We start from the raw sequence: 17,484 nt of genomic DNA, 5'->3' as shown, positions 1-17,484 counted from the left end.
GGGGCATGAGTGAGCAGTCCGCCGACCCCAAGACCGTCCTGCTGCGCCGCGGAGAGGTCCACAGCCCCGCCAGCCCCTTCGCCACCGCGATGGTGGTGGAGCACGGCCAGGTCGCCTGGGTCGGCTCCGAGGGCGCCGCCGACGCCTTCGCCAACGGCGTGGACGAGGTGGTCGACCTCGACGGCGCCCTGGTCACCCCGGCGTTCACCGACGCCCATGTGCACACCACCGCCACGGGCCTCGCCCTGACCGGCCTGGACCTGTCAGACGCCCCGTCCCTGGAAGCGGCCCTCGCGCTCGTCCGCGACTTCGCCGCGGCCCGCCCCGACGACCGGGTCCTGCTCGGCCACGGCTGGGACGCCGCCCGCTGGCCCGGCGGCCGCCCGCCGACCCGCGCGGAACTCGACGCGGCCACCGACGGCCGCCCCCTGTACCTCTCCCGCATCGACGTCCACTCGGCCGTCGTCACCTCGGCACTGCTCGACCTCGTGCCCGGTCTCGGCCCGGTCGACGGCCCGCTGACCGCCGACGACCACCACGCCGTGCGCGAAGCCGCGCTCGCCGCCATCACCCCCGCCCAGCGCGCCGAGGCCCAGCGCACCGCCCTCGCCCACGCCGCCTCCCTCGGTATCGGCTCCGTGCACGAGTGCGGCGGCCCGAAGATCTCCTCCGAGGACGACTTCACGGACCTGCTGGGGCTCGCCGGCGAGGTGCCGGGGCCGCGCGTCATCGGCTACTGGGCGGAACAGGATGTCGACAAGGCGCGCGCGCTGGGCGCCCACGGCGCCGCGGGCGACCTCTTCGTGGACGGCGCCCTCGGCTCGCACACCGCCTGCGTGCACCAGCCCTACGCCGACGCTGCCCACACCGGCACCGCCTACCTGGACGCCGACGCCGTCGCCGACCATGTAGTCGCCTGCACCGAGGCCGGGCTCCAGGCGGGCTTCCACGCCATCGGCGACGCCGCCGTCGACGCGGTTGTGGAGGGCCTGCGCGCAGCCGCCGAGAAGGTCGGCCTCGCCCGCGTCCGCGCCGCCCGGCACCGCGTCGAGCACGCCGAGATGCTCACCCCCGAGACCGTCGCCGCCTTCGCCGAGCTGGGCCTGATCGCCTCGGTCCAGCCCGCCTTCGACGCGCTGTGGGGCGGGGAGGACGGCATGTACGCCCACCGCCTCGGCGCCGAGCGGGCCCGCACCCTCAACCCGTTCGCCACCCTGTTGCGCGCCGGCGTGCCGCTCGCGTTCGGCTCCGACAGCCCGGTCACCCCGCTCGACCCCTGGGGCACGGTCCGCGCCGCCGCGTTCCACCGGACCCCGGAGCACCGGGTCTCCGTACGAGCCGCGTTCACCGCGCACACGCGCGGTGGCTGGCGGGCCACCGGCCGCGACGACGCGGGCGTCCTGATTCCCGGCGCGCCCGCCGACTACGCCGTCTGGCGAACCGACGAACTGATCGTCCAGGCCCCCGACGACCGCGTGGCCCGCTGGTCCACCGACCCGCGCTCCGGCACCCCCGGCCTGCCCGACCTCACACCGGGCCGTGACCTGCCGGTCTGCCTGCGCACCGTCGTGGGCGGACGGACCGTGTTCGTACGGCCGGGCGAGTGATCTCCCGGGGTGGCGCGGTGGTGATCGTTGCCCGCCGCGGCGTCGCCCGACCTGCGAATCCTCTGGGTTCACCACCGTCGGGTAGGCATCAGTGCAGGTCAGGCGGTTGTTGACAGTCGACGGCCGGGGGCCGATAGGTTCGGCCGAGTCCACCACCGGACGCCCGACCGGGGAGTGTTCACTCGTCGCAGCGCCGCTGGGTCAGGGACGGTGTGCCGCACCGGGGCACCGTCACTGGGAGCCAGGCTCAGCGCCCGCGCCGACGAGGGAACGTTCCGGCCGGTCGGCAAGGTGTGACCCGGGTGGGGCCCGGGCGCTCAGTAGACAACGGCTTTCGGTCGTCCCGCAGCCAGCGGGGCCCAGGTCGGCCCGAAGGGCGCCGGGCCCCCATCCGTCGCGGCACGCAGGTGCCGAAAAGTACGCTCTTACCCCACTCTTGTGGAATCGACACCAGCGTACGAACGGGAGGGCGCGTCATCCCAGGCCGCGGCCACTATGGTGGACGCCTGCGTACGACATGAAGGGGCAGCAGTGAACGACGGCGACGGGACCCTCGAGGCCAAGGCCCAGGGGAGGCAGTTCGGTCCGCTCGGCACGGCCTTGGTGATCATCCCGACCTACAACGAGGCGGAGAACATCAAGACCATCGTCGGCCGGGTGCGCAAGGCCGTCCCCGAGGCGCACGTCCTGGTGGCGGACGACAACAGCCCCGACGGCACGGGCAAGCTGGCCGACGAGCTGGCCGCCGAGGACGACCACGTCCAGGTGCTGCACCGCAAGGGCAAGGAGGGCCTCGGCGCCGCCTACCTCGCGGGCTTCCGCTGGGGCCTGGAGCACGGTTACGGCGTGCTGGTCGAGATGGACGCCGACGGCTCCCACCAGCCCGAGGAGCTGCCCCGGCTGCTCACCGCCCTCAAGGGTGCCGACCTGGTGCTCGGCTCGCGCTGGGTGCCCGGCGGCCGGGTGGTGAACTGGCCCAAGTCCAGGGAGTTCCTCTCGCGCGGTGGCAGCACCTACTCGCGCCTCATGCTCGACGTGCCGATCCGTGACGTGACCGGCGGCTACCGCGCGTTCCGCCGCGAGACCCTCGAAGGGCTCGGACTCGACAAGGTCGCCTCGCAGGGGTACTGCTTCCAGGTCGACCTGGCCCGGCGTGCGGTCAAGGCCGGCTACCACGTCGTCGAGGTGCCCATCACGTTCGTGGAGCGGGAACTCGGCGACTCCAAGATGAGCCGGGACATCGTCGTGGAGGCGCTGTGGCGGGTCACCGCCTGGGGCTTCGGCGAGCGCGTCGGCAAGCTCACGGGCAAGGACAAGCAGGCCTAGGAGGCCTAGGGCCCCTTATCCCGCACTGAGCCGCGTCCAGGCACACTGGGAGCATGACGACTGGCGTTCCCACCTCTCCGTCCACCGTCCGGCCCCGGCGTTCCCGGCTGCGCAGGTATCTGCCCCTGGGGATCGCCGCGTGGCTGGTGCTGGAGATCTGGCTGCTGACGCAGGTCGCCGGTGTGGCGGGCGGTCTCACCGTGTTCCTGCTCCTGGTGGCGGGCTTCGCCGCCGGCTCCGTGGTCATCAAGCGGGCGGGGCGGCGCGCCTTCCAGAACCTCAACGAGGCGCTGCAGCGTGGCGGGTCACCGACGCGCGGCGGCGGCAACGGCCTGATGATGCTCGGCGGCCTGCTGCTGATGATCCCGGGCCTGATCTCCGACGCGGCCGGCCTGCTCCTGCTGCTCCCGCCTGTCCAGAAGGCCGTGAGCCGCTTCGCGGAGCGCGCCTTCGACCGGAGCCTGCGCAAGGCCGCCCCGGGCACCCTGGGCGACGCCTTCCAGCAGGCCCGCATCCACCGCCCCGACGGCAAGGTGGTGCAGGGCGAGGTGATCAGGGAGGACACCAGCCGGGAGCCGGGGGAGCAGTGGCCGCCCCTGACCCGCTGAGTGAGGCTCGGCTGCGCGGCTGAGTCGAGATCTTGGCCGCGCGACTTTCTCCAAGCTGTCGCCCAGACGTCTCCGGGCAGGACGTCTCCGGGCAGCACGAAACCGCGGGCGCCGTACGTCTTCACATACGGCGCCCGCGGTTACTCGTGTGTCTCGCGTTACGCGCTCTTGCGGCTGTCTCGCGGGTGAACGGCGATGTTCATCGCCCCCGAGCGCAGAACCGCCAGGCGCTCCTCGAGGACCTCTTCGAGCTCCTCACGGGTGCGCCGCTCCATCAGCATGTCCCAATGGGTACGCGCGGGCTTGGCCTTCTTCTCCTCAGGGCCGTCGCCGTCCACCAGGAGTGCCTGGGCCCCACAGACCTTGCACTCCCACTCCGGCGGGATCTCCGCCTCGACCGAGAAGGGCATCTCGAAGCGGTGCCCCTTCTCACATGCGTACTCCACGGCCTGGCGCGGAGCCAGGTCGATACCGCGGTCCGTCTCGTAGCTGGTCACTACGAGGCGCGTACCGCGAAGAGCTCGCTCACTCATGAATCGTGCCTCCCGGGCTTGTCGCCCACAGGACAGGTGTCGCTGTCGTCGTCATCCGGTCAACGTCCGGTCGGCGGTAAAGATTCCCGTTCCGAGTCCCGTTCCGGGTCATGCGTCGCCGTCGTAGCCGCCCCTTGTTCTACCCACAGGCGCCCGGTTTGTCACATCTGCTAGCAGATGTCACCCAGCGTTTCGGCATCTTTGACGCGCAGTAACGGTACGCCTGGCAGGCCAAACGCGTACACTACCGCCCTTTCGCGTCGAGCGCTAAATCGTTCCTAGATCCTTTCCGGAACGGGGTTTCCCGCCTCGCCGATCGCCCGCCGTACCGGAACCCTCGCGAGCAGGACGAAACCGATGACGAAGAAGGCCACCAGCGAGATGATCGCGGAGCGATAGCTCCCGGTCAGCTGGTAGGTCACCCCGAACAGCAGCGGGCCCAGCCAGCTCATCCCGCGGTCGCTCATCTCGTACGCGGAGAAGTACTCGGCCTCCTTGCCCGGCGGCACCAGATGAGAGAACAGCGACCGGGACAGCGCCTGGCTGCCGCCGAGGACCAGTCCGATTCCGGACGCCAGCACGAAGAACCACACCGGCGCCCCGGCGGGCAGGAAGTAGCCGGCCCCCAGCGTGACCGTCCAGGCCACCAGCGAACCGAGGATCGTCCGCTTCGCCCCGTAGGTCCGGGCCAGCCGTCCCATCGCCAGCGCCCCCGCCACGGCCAGCACCTGTACCAGCAGCACCGCACCGATGAGCGTCGACTGCCCGAGTCCCAGTTCCTCGGAGCCGTAGACCGAGGCCTGGGAGATCACCGTCTGGATGCCGTCGTTGTAGATGAGGTACGCCAGCAGGAACGCGAGCGTCAGCGGATGCCGGCGCATGTCCCGGACGGTCGCCGTGAGCTGCCGCAGCCCGGGGGCCGTCGCACGCTCCACGCGCGCGTGCCGGTCGCGCAGCCGGCTCATCGGTACGAGCGTGAAGGCGCCCCACCACAGTCCGGCCGAGGCCAGACAGACCCGGACCGCGGCCGTCTCGGAGAGGCCGAAGGAGTCGTGCGCCGAGTACAGGACGAGGTTGGCCACGAGGACCAGGGCGCCCGCCGCGTAGCCGAAGGCCCAGCCCCGGGAGGAGATCGCGTCGCGCTCCTCGGGCGGGGCGATCTGCGGCAGGTAGGAGTTGTAGAGCATCATCCCCACGGACTGCGCCGCGTTCGCCACGACGAGGAGCAGCCCGCCGAGCAGATAGCGGTCGCCGTCGAGGAAGAACATGCCCGTCGTCGCGGCCGCCCCCGTGTACGCGGCCGCACCGAGCAGCGGTTTCTTCCGGCCGGTGCGGTCCGCCGCCGCACCCACCAGAGGCATCAGGACGACGGCCACGATCACCGACAGGGACACCGAGTAGGCGAAGAAGGAGCCCGCCCGGACCGGTATCCCCAGCGGATGCACAAAGCCGTCGGCGTCGGCTGCCTTCTCGGCCACCGCGGTGAGGTACGGGCCGAGGAAGACGGTCAGGACGGTCGTCGAATAGACCGAGCACGCCCAGTCGTAGAAGTACCAGCCGCGCTGTTCGCGCCGCAGCCCCGCGGCCTCGTCGGCCGCCTGTGTCCGCACGGTCTCGGTGCCCACCCGTGCCCTCGCTTCCCCGCAGAAGTGCTGTGCGAAGGCGCGGCCCGGTCGCCCCGGGTGCTCAGACCCAGACGCCGCGGTCCTCCATGACCTTGCGCAACGTGTCGATGTGATCGGTCATGATGCCATCGACACCGAGGTCGAGGAGCCGGTGCATCCGCTCCGGTTCGTTGATCGTCCACACGTGGACCTGCAGCCCGAGCGCGTGGGCGGCACGGACGAAGCGCTCGTCGACCACCGGGACGCCCGACTGGGCCTCCGGAACCTGCGCGGCGACCGCGGAACGGCGCACCGAGGCCGGCAGCCCCCAGGAGCGCAGCCGCAGACTGAGCACCCCGCGCGTGCCGAACGAGGTGGCCAGGCGCGGCCCGGCCAGCCGCTGCGCCCGCAGCACCCGCGCCTCGGAGAAGGAGCCCACGCAGACCCGGTCCCAGGCGTTCGTGCGCTCGATCAGCTCCAGGAAGGGCCGCAGAGCCGGCTCCGCCTTGAGGTCCACGTTCCAGCGGACCTCGGGGAAGGCATCCAGCAGCTCCTCGAAGAGCGGTACGGGTTCCCGTCCTCCCACGCGCGCGCGGGACACGTCCTGCCACGGCAGGTCGGCTATGCGGCCCGCGCCGTCGGTGACCCGGTCGAGCGTGCCGTCGTGGAAGGCGACGAGCTTGCCGTCCGCCGTCGTGTGGACGTCGGTCTCGATGTACCGGTAGCCCAGGTCGACCGCGCGCCGGAACTGCGCCACGGTGTTCTCCAGCCCGTCGGCCGCCCCGCCGCGGTGGGCGAAGGCGATGGGGCCCGGGTGGTCGAGATAGGGGTGGCGTATCGCGGTGGTCACGGACGCAGTATCGCCCCTTCCGGTTGCCCGGTGGCAACGATTGTGCTTCGCCCCGGTGCCGAAGGGGCGGCGAAGACGCGCAGGAAGAACTGGGCGAGCGGTCCGATGGACAGCGCGTACAGGACGGTGCCGATGCCGACGGTGCCGCCCAGGGCGAAGCCGGTCGCGACGACGGTGACCTCAACGACGGTGCGGATCAGCCGGATCGAGCGGCCCGTGCGCCGGTTCAGCCCGGTCATCAGGCCATCGCGCGGGCCCGGCCCGAAGGCGGCGGAGATGTAGAGGCCGGTCGCCATGCCGTTGAGCACGACGCCCGCGAGGAGAAGGGGCACGCGGACCGCCAGGGAGCGCACGTCCGGGAGCACGGCAAGGGTGGCGTCCATGGCGAACCCGATCACCAGGACGTTGGAGACGGTGCCGAGCCCGGGGCGCTGCCGCAGTGGGATCCACAGCAGCAGGACGGCCGCCCCCACGATCGTCAGGACCAGACCCATGCTGAGCCCGGTGAGTTCGGCGAGCCCCTGGTGCAGGACGTTCCAGGGCTCCAGCCCGAGACCCGCCTTCACCAGGAGCGCGGAACTGGCGCCGTACAGCGCGAGCCCCGCGTACAGCATGAACAGACGTCGGCCGAGACGAGTGGATCCGGGACGACCGGTTCCGAGACGACCGGGGCGACTGGGAGCGGACACGAAATACCCCCCTGGGTGGTGGCAGTGGCCTGATGCATGTCACTCTGTGGCTTGGGATGAAAACCCATCCATGGCCAATTCGGGGAAGGTGGACTGATCGTCATGGCGCAGTGGACCTCAGCGGTGGGGGCCGCGCAGCTCGCCCGGCTGCTCACCTCCCAGCAGGACCGCCCGGCAGGCCCCGGCACGCGCCGCCCGCCCGCCTACCGCGCCCTCGCCGACGGCATCCGGCTCCTCGTGCTCGAAGGCCGCGTGCCCGTGGCCGCCCGGCTCCCCGCCGAGCGCGAACTGGCCCTGTCCCTCTCCGTCAGCCGTACGACGGTCGCGGCCGCCTACGAGGCCCTGCGCACCGAGGGTTTCCTGGAGTCCCGGCGCGGCGCCGGCAGCTGGACGGCCGTACCGGCGGGCAACCCGCTTCCCGCGCGCGGACTTGAGCCGCTGCCCCCGGAGTCCCTCGGCTCGGTGATCGACCTGGGCTGCGCCTCGTTGCCGGCCCCGGAGCCGTGGCTCACCCGTGCCGTGCAGGGGGCGCTGGAGGAACTGCCGCCGTACGCCCACACACACGGCGACTACCCGGCCGGACTTCCGGCCCTGCGGGCGATGATCGCCGAGCGCTACACCGCGCGCGGGATCCCCACCATGCCTGAGCAGATCATGGTGACGACCGGCGCGATGGGCGCCATCGACGCGATCTGCCATCTCTTCGCGGGCCGCGGTGAGCGCATCGCCGTCGAGTCGCCGTCCTACGCCAACATCCTCCAGCTGATGCGGGAGGCGGGCGCGCGACTCGTGCCCGTCGCCATGGCCGAGGGGCTGACCGGCTGGGACATGGACCGCTGGCGCCAGGTCCTGCGCGAGGCCGCGCCCCGGCTCGCCTATGTCGTCGCCGACTTCCACAACCCGACGGGCGCGCTCGCCGACGAGGACCAGCGGCGCCGGCTGGTGGACGCGGCCCGCTCGGCCGGGACCGTGCTCGTGGCCGACGAGACGATGACCGAGCTGTGGCTCGACGAGTCGTTCGGCCAGGGTGCCATGCCGCGCCCGGTCTGCAGCTTCGACCCGGCGGGCTCGACCGTCGTCACGGTCGGCTCGGCCAGCAAGGCGTTCTGGGCCGGCATGCGGATCGGCTGGGTGCGTGCCGCCCCGGACGTGATCCGCAGTCTGGTCGCGGCGCGTGCGTACGCCGACCTCGGCACCCCTGTGCTGGAGCAGCTGGCCGTGAACTGGCTGTTCAGCACGGGCGGTTGGGAACAGGCCGTCGCCCTGCGGCGGAGCCAGGCGCGGGAGAACCGGGATGCCCTGGTGGCCGCGGTGCGCCGCGAACTGCCCGACTGGGAGTTCGAGATCCCCCAGGGCGGCCTGACCCTGTGGGTCCGCGCCGGCGGCCTCTCGGGCTCGCGGCTCGCCGAAGCGGGGGAGCGGGTCGGCGTCCGCGTCCCCTCCGGCCCCCGTTTCGGCGTCGACGGCGCCTTCGAGGGCTACCTCCGCCTCCCGTTCACGGTCGGCGGAGCGGTGGCGGATGAGGCGGCTGCGCGCCTTGCGGCGGCGGCGCGTCTGGTGGAGACGGGGGCGACTGGTGACGCCGAGGCGCCCCGTACGTTCGTGGCGTAGATGAGTCGGTCGCTCGGAGTTCGGCTGCGGGTGTGTGGGGCTGGTCGCGCCCACGCACCCGCAGTCGCATGTCGATACAGCCCCGCGCCCCTGGGTGGTTGGGGGAGTGCGGGCGCAGCGGCACCCCGCGAGCGCGGGTGAGCGCAGCCCACCCCAGCCCAACCGCAGCCGACGGGCACTTACGAACTCTCGGCGGCCACTGCCTCCGCAGCCAGCGGTTCCGTCTCAGGGGCGGCCTCGACAGGAGTCGTCCGCGGCGGCAGCAACTCCAGCACCGCCTGCCGGTCGGCGTCGGTGGTCGCGTCGTCGTAGGGATCGGGGGTCGACGGCACCTGAAGCCGATGCACCGGCCCCGACCCCAGCCGCGCATAGCCCCGCCCCGGCGGCACCTGTGCCGGCGCCGTCGTGCGCGCCCGCATCCCCAGCACCGCCTCCACCTGTTCAGGCGCCGCAGGCCCCAGCACGACACGCGCGCGTGTGTGCTGACGTACGCCCTCGCTCAACGTGTCCGCGCTGTCGAACTGTTCGGCCACGGCCACGGTCACGTTCGCCGCGCGCCCGTGCCGCAACGGCATCTGGAGGAGGGCCTGCGGATCCTTGCGGCCGTCCGCCGCCATGAGGTGGGTGAAGACGCTCGGCCGGTCCAGCAGGATCCACAGCGGGCGCCGGGTGTCCTCGGGCGGCGCGTCGCCCGCCTGCCGGGCCCGGTTGATGGCGATGAGTCGCCGCTCGGTCTCCTGCGCGGCCCACTCCAGGCTGGCCAGCGCCCCGGCCGGCGCGCATTCCACTGCCAGCACGCCGTCCCGTCCGATCAGACAGGCGTACTCGCCGGTGCCGCCGCCGTCGACGATCAGTACGTCGCCGTACTGGAGCGCCTGCAGGGCGATCGAGCGGAGCAGGGTCGAGGTGCCGCTGCCGGGGTGGCCCATGGCCAGCAGGTGCGGCTCGGTCGAGCGGATGCCGGTGCGCCAGACGACCGGCGGGACGTCGCGTTGTTCCTCTCCGTAGGAGAGGGGAAGCGTCCGCTGGACCTCGCTCGGATCGGTGAACCCGAGCACGGTCTCGCCCGGCGCGGTGACGAAACGCTGGGCGGCGATGTCGGTGGGCAGCGGGGCGAGGACGGTCACCGTCAGCCGGTTGCCCTCCTCGTCCCACTCGAAGTGGTACTCACGGCCCCGCCCGGCCTTCGCGGTGAGCAGTTGCTCGATCCGCGCGCGGGCCGCGGGCTCGCCGTCCGGGAAGTAGGCGGGGTAGCGGATCACCAGATGACCGAAGCGCCCGCCGTCGTCGAACTCGTGTGTGTCGAAGGCCTTCTCCCACTCTCCGCCGTGCGCGTACAGCGGTGCCGGGTCCTCGGCGGTGGAGAAGTACGGCACCAGCGCCTCGTACAGGGACTGGAGCCGCTCGGCCTGGGACTCGTCCGGCCCTTCGGGGGCCTGCGGGGTGCGGTCGCGGCCCTGCCAGGCCGCCGCCGCCATCAGGGTGATGGCGGCGAGCAGCGGTCCGTACGGCACCATCACCACGAACAGGACCACGGTGGCCGCCAGGAACAGCAGCGGCCCACGCTTGTCCTTGGGTGTCTCGGCCCACCTGCGCCGTCCGGCCGAGGCCAGCCGGCGCAGCCCGCGCGAGATGGTGATCAGCGGGTGGAGGACATCGGTGGCACTGTCGGCCGCCGTCCGGGCCAGCTCCCGGCTCCGGGCGATCTGCGTCCGGGCGATCTGCGCGCTGTCTTTGCTCAGAATGCGGGGGAGAGGGCGCCGGGCCACTGCTGTCTCCTGTTGGTGCGTACGGGCGGGAGGTGGGGCGTCAGAACTTGATGCCGCCGAGGAGGCTCGCCAGGCTCTCGCCGCCGGCCTTGATGCTGGGGGCGATGGCCGTGCTCGACAGGTAGAAGCCGAACAGGGCCGAGACGGCGGCGTGCGAACCCTTGAGCCCGTCCTTCCTGAAGAAGAGAAAGACGATGATGCCGAGCAGGAGCACGCCTGACAGGGAGAGGATCATTTGAGGTCTCCTGGTGTCGAGAGGGGACAGTCACCATGAGTACTTCCAGGATCACAGGATGTGTCTATACGACAAAAGGTGCAACTGGGTGAAATTCGGTTGATTTCCCCCGGGTGGCGGAGCTGTCATGGGCCGGTTGAGCAGGGCGCTTGCGTCCGGCGGGTTCTGCGGTGATCTTTACCTCGGGCACTTCGGGTCATGTGAGGCGCGAGCCAGTACCCTTGCGATTCACCTGAACGGTTGTAAGAGAGGCGGTCCGGCCGATGAGCGAAGCCCCCGACCCCGAGGTCGTGGAGCTGGCGACCAAGATCTTCGATCTGGCCCGGCAGGGGCAGACCGAGGAGCTGGTGGCGTACGTCGACAAGGGCGTTCCGGCCAACCTCACCAACGACCGCGGCGACTCCCTCGTGATGCTCGCCGCCTACCACGGTCACGCCGACGCGGTGCGCGCCCTGCTCGCCCGGGGCGGGGACGTGGACCGGATCAACGACCGAGGCCAGACCCCGCTCGCGGGGGCCGTCTTCAAGGGTGAGACGGAAGTGATCAGGGCCCTCCTGGAGGGCGGTGCCGATCCCGCCGCGGGTACTCCCTCGGCCGTGGAAACGGCACGCATGTTCGGTAAGACGGAACTCCTGGAACTGTTCGGCGCACACTGATGCGGACGTCCTGACCAGGTACGACACAGAAAACGGGGGAGGCGGTACAGGGCCGCCGGAAATACGGTCGCGGCAGCACACACCGCGGGTCATCATGACGACGTGATTCACGGACGCGATGGCTGGGCAGGTGTTGCCGCACCGCGCGGACCGTGATGCGGTCCGCATGGGCCAACGACGAGAGGCAGAGAGAAATGGTCTACAGCAAGCAAGAGACGGCGGGCGCTCCGACGTTGTGTCACGCGGCCAGGTAGTGCGTGTTTCCCGGTTGCGTCGACGCTTGATGTGAGGCTGTTTCCCATGTTCGATCCGGTCATAGCGCCCAGCGGTACGCTGCTCGGCCTGCTCCAGCGCGGCCGTGGCGACGGCACGCTGCACGCGCTCACCGCCCCGCGAGCGGAGGCGCTCGCGGCCCTGAACCACTGTGTGCTGCGGGACCCCCGCCACGACTGGCAGGTGGAGAACCGCTCCCTTTACTACGCCCGGCTCTACCTCGACCTGAACGGCGAGCTGGACGCCATCGAGGCGCACCTCTTCGACCCCGAGGACGTCCTCGACACCGACGAGTCCCGCACCGGCCTGGCCCTGGCGGTCCTCGGGCACCTCGCCTCCTACGGCAGGCGGGACGCGCTCGAACTGCTGCGCAGGTACGCCGCTCACGGGGCCAGCTGGGCCTGGGCCCTGGACGAGCTGGCCCTCAGGGACGACGACGCGGGCCTGCGCGCCCTCGCCGCCCCGGTCCTGGCCCGCTTCTCCATCGACCCCGAGGGCGAGGCCGAGCTGGCCGCCGCCGTGCGCGACGCCTTCGAGCCGAGGCCCTGGCGGCTGTGGGCCGAGGATCCGCGCGAATCGATCGCCACGCGCGTGCGTGCCGCCCAGGAGACCGGCTGTTTCGACCGCTGGCAGCGCCAGATGCGGCCCACCGGGCCCCGCCCCGGGTGGAGCGTGCGAGCCGTCTTCGAGTGGGCCCAGCAGGGCATCGAGCGCGGTGCCGCGCTGCACGTCCCGGCTGCCCGCTGCCTGGTCGCCGTGGCCGGCCCCGAGGACCGGCCGGAGATCCTCCAGGCCGCGCGGAACGGCATCGACGGCGCCCGCTGCACGGCGTTGCGCTACCTGGCCGACAGCAACGACCCCGACGCCCTCGACCTGATCGAGGCCGCCGTCGCCGACGGAGCGTCGGTCGTCGTGGAGGCCGCCGTCGACGCCTTCGAACGGATGCGCAGCATCGCCGCCGTGGACCGTGCGCGCCGCTGGGCCCAGCGCCCCGACGCCCTCGGCACCGCCGCCGGGCGCATGCTCGCCTGCCGCGGCGGAGCCCAGGACAGCGACCTCGTCCTCGGCGCCCTGCGTGAGGCCGTACGGGGTGAAGGCCCCGACGCGCCCACCCTGTGGACCCTGGTGGACGGCACCGGACGCCTCGGCATCGCCTGCGCGGCCCCCGTCCTGCGCCACATCTACCGGGAGACGGCCTCCTCCCATCTCCGCGGCCGCGCCGCCCGCGCCCTGGCCGCCACCGATCCCTCCTTCGCCACCGGCTTCGCCGTCGAGTGCCTGTGGGACTGCGAGGAGACCACCCGGGAGATCGCCGCCCGGCACGCCGAGACCGGCGACGCGCGGGTCGTCGAACGACTCCGCCGCCTCGCCGCCGATCCGGCCGAGGAGGACGAGGTGCAGACAGCGGTCCGCAGCCGCTTCGGACCGGACGCACAGACCATGTGACCTCGCCGCGCACCGTCACACGCATACGGGACGGGCGGGAGACCGCCCGTCGGGTGAACACCGGGTGACCCGCGGGTCAGGCGGACATGGCGGCCGGCTGACCTGCTCGGGTGTGCAGTCCAACGCTCATGGGACGTTCCCCGTCCGGAAAGATCGACGTTGACGCCGCCACGTCCGGCGCGGCGACAACACCCGTATGCGTGTCGTCATAGTGACCGAATCCTTTCCCCCCGATGTGAACGGCGTCGCCCACTGCGCGCTCCAGACCGCCCGGCACCTCGTGGATCGCGGCCACCACCCGCTCGTCGTCGCGCCGGCCACCGCACCCGGTACCAAGGCCGACGCCCACGAGGCTCCGTGCCCCGTCGTCCGTGTCCCCTCCCTCCCCCTTCCCGGCTACCCCCAGGTCCGCGTCGCCCTCCCCAGCCGGCGCCTCGCGGCGGCGCTCACCGAGCACCGCCCCGATGTGGTCCACCTGGCCAGTCCCTTCGTCCTCGGCGTCCGTGGCATGGCCGCCGCCGCCCGCTTCGGCATCCCCGCCGTCGCCGTCTACCAGACCGACCTGGCCGGATACGCCCGTACCTACATGGGCGCCGGAGAGGCGGCCGCCTGGCGCCGGATCCGCTCCGTGCACTCCGCCGCCGACCGCACCCTCGCCCCGTCCAGCGCCGCCCTGCACGACCTGGAGGCACACGGCGTACCCCGGGTACGGCTGTGGCCGCGCGGTGTCGACACCGTCCGTTTCCGGCCAGAGCACCGCGACGAGGCACTGCGCCGCGAACTGGCCCCGAACGGCGAGCTGATCGTCGGCTACGTCGGCCGGCTCGCCCCCGAGAAGCAGGTCGAACTCCTGGCCGGTGTCTGCGGCCTGGAGGGCGTCAAGGTCGTGATCGTCGGCGACGGCCCCAGCAGGCCCCACCTGGACGAGGCCCTGCCCGGCGCGGTCTTCCTGGGCCGCCGCACCGGCGACGAACTCGCCCGGATCTTCGCCTCGCTGGACCTGTTCGTGCACGCCGGCCCCTTCGAGACCTTCTGCCAGACCGTCCAGGAGGCCATGGCCAGCGGCGTTCCGGTGGTCGCACCCGCCGCGGGCGGCCCGCTGGACCTGGTGGACCAGGGCCGCACCGGACTGCTCGTCCCGCCGCGCGACGCGAACGCCGTCACGGAGGCCGTCCGCACCCTGACCGCCGATCCGAACCTGCTGGCCGCGTACGGCGCCGCCGGGCGGGCCATGGTCGAGGGTCGCACCTGGGCCGCCGTCGGCGACCAGCTGATCGCGCACTACGAGGACGTGCTCGCCGCGCGCCAGAAGACGGTGGTGACGGTATGACCGGTACACCCCTGCGCATCGTCCGGCTGGCCAACTTCGTCACCCCGGCCTCCGGCGGCCTGCGCACGGCCCTGCACGAACTGGGCAAGGGCTTCCGGGCCGCGGGCCACGAGCCGGTGCTCATCGTGCCGGGCGAGCGGCACACCGACCGCGACACGGAGCAGGGCCGGGTCATCACCCTGCCAGGACCGGTGCTGCCCGGCACCGGCGGCTACCGCGTCCTGACCGACAAGCGGCGCGTGGCCGCCCTCCTGGAGGACCTGGCCCCGGACCGCCTGGAGGTCTCCGACCGCACCACCCTGCGGTGGACCGGCCGCTGGGCGCGGCGCGCGCGCGTGCCCGCCGTGATGGTCTCCCACGAGACCGCCGACGGCGTGCTGCGCACCTGGGGCCTGTCCGAGAAGCTCGCCGCCCGGACGGCCGACTCCCTCAACACCCGCACCGCGCACGTCTACTCGCGGATCGTGTGCACCACGGAGTTCGCCGAGCGCGAGTTCGTACGGATCGGCGCGCGCAACGTCGTACGCGCCCCCCTCGGCGTCGACCTGATGGAACGCCACCCCGCGCTGCGTGACCCGGCGCTGCGCGCCGTGCACGCGCGCGGGAACGAGGCGCTGCTCGTGATGTGCTCCCGGCTGTCCGTGGAGAAGCGGCCCGGCACCGCCCTGGACGCCCTGGAGGCGCTGCTGCGGCGCGGCCGGCGGGCAGTGCTCGTGGTGGCCGGGGACGGCCCGCTGCGCGCGCGGCTGGAGCAGCGCGCGCGGGAGCGCGGGCTGCCGGTGACGTTCCTGGGGTACGTCGCCGACCGGGCCGCGCTCGGTGCCCTCCAGGCGTCCGCCGACGTGTGCCTGGCGCCCGGGCCCGCCGAGACCTTCGGCCTCGCCGCCCTGGAGGCCCTGGCGTGCGGGACACCCGTGGTGGCCAGCGCCTCGTCGGCGCTGCCCGAGGTGATCGGGGCCGCGGGCGCCGCGGCCGCCGACCGCGCGGACGCGTTCGCGGACGCCGTGGAACTGCTCCTGTCGCGCACCGAGCCCGAGCGACGGGAAGCCGCACGCGCGCGTGCCGAGTGCTTCGGCTGGGGAACGGCGGTGGAGGCGTTCCTCGTGGCGCACGACACGGAAGTGCTGAAGCGCACCGACGCCCCGGCCCGGCCCGGTGCCCGGGAGGGCGTGGCATGAGACCCGTCCGCTTCGTGGCCCTCGGGGACTCGCTCACCGAGGGCGTCGGCGACCCCGCCGGGGACGGCTGGCGGGGCTGGGCGGCGCTGCTGGCCGGCGGCCTCGCCGAGGACGCCGGGCAGGTGGAGTTCACGAACCTCGCCGTCAGCGGGGCGCAGACACAGGACGTGCTCGAACGGCAGACCCCGGCCGGTCTCGAACTGCGCCCCGACGTGGTGTCCGTGGTCATCGGCGTCAACGACACGCTGCGCCACACCTTCGACATCCATGCCGTGGCGGGCCGGCTCGACCAGGTGTACGCGGCCTTCACCGCCCAGGGCGCCACGCTGCTCACCGCCTGCCTGCCCGACCCCGGCGCGATGCTGGGCCTCCCGGGCGCCCTCGCCCGCCCGCTGGCCCGCCGGCAGCGGGCGGTCAACGCGGTCGTCCACGAACTGTCCGACCGGTACGGGGCCGTCCACCTGCACGCCGCGGAGGGCACCTGGCTCACCGACCGCGCCCTGTGGAGCGCGGACCGGCTGCACCCGGGCGAGCGCGGCCACCGGCGGCTCGCCGTGCACTTCCACGGCCTGCTCACCGTGGCGGGCCGGGCCACCGGCACGCCGCCGTCACCCGAACCGGAGTTCCCCGCCCCGACCCGCTCGGCGAGCCTGCTGTGGCTCGCCACCGCCGGCACCGCCTGGGTGATCCGGCGCTGCAACGATCTGCTGCCGCAACTGCTGCGGCTGGCCGCCGACGAAGTACGCCACCGCGCGCGGGGCACCAGCGCCCGCCTCGACCTGCACGCCTCCGCCGCGGTGTCCGAGGCGCTGGCCGCGCTGACGAGAACGGAGCAGCCCGATGCCGGCGGTGCCGACGCCGAGGCTCAGCGGCGCCGCACCGCCACGAACCGCACCGTGGTGCCCGGGACCGCCTGTGCGGCCGCCGGGAGATCGGCGGCGCGGACCACCGCGATCACCGGGTAGCCCCCGGTGGTCGGATGGTCGGCCAGGAACACCACAGGACGGCCGTCCGGCGGTACCTGCACCGCGCCGAGCACCATGCCCTCGCTGGGGAGTTCGCCGGTCCGGGCCCGCTCCAGGGCGGGCCCCTCGGTGCGCAGGCCGATCCGGTTGCTCGCCGAGGACACCCGGTACGCGCGCGTGGTCAGATCCCGGACCGCGCGCGCGGCGAACCAGTCGTCGCGCGGGCCCGGCGTCACCCGGAGCACGAGTTCGGCCGGCGGACCCGGCTGCGGGACGGCGTCCACGCGCGCGGGAGGGCCGGCCGGGGTGCCCAGCGGCAGCACCGTGCCGTCCGTGAGCGGCGCGGGGCCGAGTCCGGACAGCAGGTCGGTGGCACGGCTGCCGAGGACCGGCTCCACGGCGATCCCGCCGGACACGGCCACATAGGCGCGCACACCGGCCACGGCCGCCCCCACCTCCAGCAGCGCACCGGCGGGCACGACGACCGGGGCGCCCCAGGCCGCCGGGCGGCCGCCCACGGCGACCGGGCAGGGCGCGCCCCCGACGGCCACGGTCACCGTCGAACGGGGGCGCAGGGCGCAGCCGTTGAGGGTGGTCTCCAGGACGGCCGCGTCCGGCGGATTGCCGGCCAGCCGGTTGACGAGGGCCGCCGCCTGCGGGTCGAGCGCTCCGGAGCGGGGCACGCCGAGGTGCGCGTACCCGGGCCGCCCACGGTCCTGCACGGTGGTCAGCGCCCCGGCGCGCACGACGACAAGCGCACGGTCGGTCATACGGCCCCCGTGGGCGCGAGGCCGTTGCGGGGGT

General features: G+C 73.1%; 16 protein-coding genes. 9 read left to right on the top strand and 7 right to left on the bottom strand.

Annotated elements, in window-relative coordinates; genetic code table 11:
* Positions 1-5: 5 nt before the first annotated feature.
* The 3 genes from ACFY3C_RS09615 to fxsA all read left to right on the top strand — a co-directional run bounded on the left by ACFY3C_RS09615 (position 6) and on the right by fxsA (position 3,541).
* Positions 6-1,607: an amidohydrolase gene (locus ACFY3C_RS09615; RefSeq protein WP_390770388.1), complete on the top strand. Its 1,602-nt coding sequence runs from the start codon at positions 6-8 to the stop codon at positions 1,605-1,607.
* A gap of 531 nt (positions 1,608-2,138) precedes the next feature.
* Positions 2,139-2,933 (top strand): polyprenol monophosphomannose synthase, encoded by a 795-nt coding sequence (locus tag ACFY3C_RS09610; protein WP_386574958.1) that lies wholly within the window; start codon positions 2,139-2,141, stop codon positions 2,931-2,933.
* 53 nt (positions 2,934-2,986) lie between these two features.
* The gene (gene fxsA, locus ACFY3C_RS09605; protein WP_390770387.1) at positions 2,987-3,541 is read left to right on the top strand and encodes an FxsA family membrane protein; all 555 of its coding nucleotides are present in this window, start codon (positions 2,987-2,989) and stop codon (positions 3,539-3,541) included.
* Positions 3,542-3,699: 158 nt separating this feature from the next.
* On the opposite strand, the gene ACFY3C_RS09600 is transcribed toward fxsA, so the two are convergent.
* From ACFY3C_RS09600 to ACFY3C_RS09585, 4 genes are all read right to left on the bottom strand, one after another.
* On the bottom strand, positions 3,700-4,074 hold the full coding sequence (locus tag ACFY3C_RS09600; protein WP_003977404.1) for an RNA polymerase-binding protein RbpA: 375 nt from the start codon (positions 4,072-4,074) through the stop codon (positions 3,700-3,702).
* Between the two features lie 278 nt (positions 4,075-4,352).
* Complete coding sequence (locus tag ACFY3C_RS09595) at positions 4,353-5,699, bottom strand: MFS transporter (protein WP_386574960.1); 1,347 nt, start codon at positions 5,697-5,699, stop codon at positions 4,353-4,355.
* Between the two features lie 61 nt (positions 5,700-5,760).
* On the bottom strand, positions 5,761-6,528 hold the full coding sequence (locus tag ACFY3C_RS09590) for a glycerophosphodiester phosphodiesterase (protein ID WP_386574961.1): 768 nt from the start codon (positions 6,526-6,528) through the stop codon (positions 5,761-5,763).
* Positions 6,525-7,142, bottom strand: a complete 618-nt coding sequence (locus ACFY3C_RS09585) for a YitT family protein (RefSeq protein ID WP_386574962.1) — start codon at positions 7,140-7,142, stop codon at positions 6,525-6,527. Before ACFY3C_RS09585 ends, ACFY3C_RS09590 begins: the two co-directional genes overlap by 4 nt.
* Before the next feature lie 177 nt (positions 7,143-7,319).
* Between ACFY3C_RS09585 and ACFY3C_RS09580 the strand changes: the two genes are divergently transcribed.
* The gene (locus tag ACFY3C_RS09580; RefSeq protein WP_390770386.1) at positions 7,320-8,828 is read left to right on the top strand and encodes a PLP-dependent aminotransferase family protein; all 1,509 of its coding nucleotides are present in this window, start codon (positions 7,320-7,322) and stop codon (positions 8,826-8,828) included.
* A 179-nt stretch (positions 8,829-9,007) separates the two neighbouring features.
* Here ACFY3C_RS09580 and ACFY3C_RS09575 read toward each other — a convergent pair whose 3' ends face one another.
* Positions 9,008-10,597 carry a hypothetical protein gene (locus ACFY3C_RS09575; protein WP_390770385.1) on the bottom strand — a complete coding sequence of 530 codons (1,590 nt, stop codon included), beginning with the start codon at positions 10,595-10,597 and terminating at the stop codon, positions 9,008-9,010.
* Positions 10,598-10,637: 40 nt separating this feature from the next.
* Positions 10,638-10,832 (bottom strand): hypothetical protein, encoded by a 195-nt coding sequence (locus tag ACFY3C_RS09570; RefSeq protein ID WP_094220804.1) that lies wholly within the window; start codon positions 10,830-10,832, stop codon positions 10,638-10,640.
* A 263-nt stretch (positions 10,833-11,095) separates the two neighbouring features.
* On the opposite strand from ACFY3C_RS09570, the gene ACFY3C_RS09565 reads away from it, so the two are divergent.
* From ACFY3C_RS09565 to ACFY3C_RS09545, 5 genes are all read left to right on the top strand, one after another.
* Positions 11,096-11,488, top strand: coding sequence for an ankyrin repeat domain-containing protein (locus ACFY3C_RS09565; protein WP_389183405.1), 393 nt, complete (start codon positions 11,096-11,098; stop codon positions 11,486-11,488).
* A 300-nt stretch (positions 11,489-11,788) separates the two neighbouring features.
* Complete coding sequence (locus ACFY3C_RS09560) at positions 11,789-13,207, top strand: HEAT repeat domain-containing protein (RefSeq protein WP_390770384.1); 1,419 nt, start codon at positions 11,789-11,791, stop codon at positions 13,205-13,207.
* Positions 13,208-13,403: 196 nt separating this feature from the next.
* Positions 13,404-14,537: a glycosyltransferase family 4 protein gene (locus ACFY3C_RS09555; RefSeq protein WP_390770383.1), complete on the top strand. Its 1,134-nt coding sequence runs from the start codon at positions 13,404-13,406 to the stop codon at positions 14,535-14,537.
* Complete coding sequence (locus tag ACFY3C_RS09550; protein ID WP_386574968.1) at positions 14,534-15,715, top strand: glycosyltransferase; 1,182 nt, start codon at positions 14,534-14,536, stop codon at positions 15,713-15,715. The genes ACFY3C_RS09555 and ACFY3C_RS09550 overlap by 4 nt, the downstream gene beginning before the upstream one ends.
* Positions 15,712-16,680, top strand: coding sequence for an SGNH/GDSL hydrolase family protein (locus ACFY3C_RS09545; RefSeq protein WP_390770382.1), 969 nt, complete (start codon positions 15,712-15,714; stop codon positions 16,678-16,680). The genes ACFY3C_RS09550 and ACFY3C_RS09545 overlap by 4 nt, the downstream gene beginning before the upstream one ends.
* Here ACFY3C_RS09545 and ACFY3C_RS09540 read toward each other — a convergent pair.
* Complete coding sequence (locus ACFY3C_RS09540) at positions 16,581-17,450, bottom strand: biotin-dependent carboxyltransferase family protein (RefSeq protein ID WP_390770381.1); 870 nt, start codon at positions 17,448-17,450, stop codon at positions 16,581-16,583. The genes ACFY3C_RS09545 and ACFY3C_RS09540 overlap by 100 nt on opposite strands.
* Between the last annotated feature and the right edge of the window lie 34 nt (positions 17,451-17,484).

This window comes from Streptomyces sp. NPDC001410, from assembly GCF_042895235.1.
GTDB lineage: Bacteria > Actinomycetota > Actinomycetes > Streptomycetales > Streptomycetaceae > Streptomyces.
This window is presented reverse-complemented; position numbering and strand designations above follow the sequence as displayed.